The organism is Shewanella sp. SG44-6, from assembly GCF_014164185.1.
Classification (GTDB): Bacteria; Pseudomonadota; Gammaproteobacteria; order Enterobacterales; family Shewanellaceae; genus Shewanella; species Shewanella vesiculosa.
The window spans coordinates 1-211 of record NZ_JACJER010000394.1; the positions used below are offsets into that span (position 1 = coordinate 1).

The following is a 211-nucleotide window of genomic DNA, read 5'->3' on the forward strand; positions in this document are numbered from 1 at the left end:
GCATTGGCGCTTTGTTACTGTCGTTATTTTGCGTGATGTTGCACTATTTGCTTATTCGGCCATTGAGCCAATTAAGCCAAGCCGCCAAAAACCTTGATTCACCTGATTTTAATACTGATATTGTGTGTGCATCAACTGAGTTGGTTAACTTACGAGATTATCTAAATCAAGTTAATGGGCGACTATCTCGAAGTAAGAAGCGTCTTAATGA

General features: G+C 39.3%; 1 protein-coding gene. It reads left to right on the forward strand.

Going from position 1 to position 211, the window contains the following annotated elements; translation table 11 throughout:
• Positions 1–211: hypothetical protein (locus H5185_RS22710; RefSeq protein WP_182743403.1), on the forward strand; the 211-nt coding region annotated here is incomplete at both ends.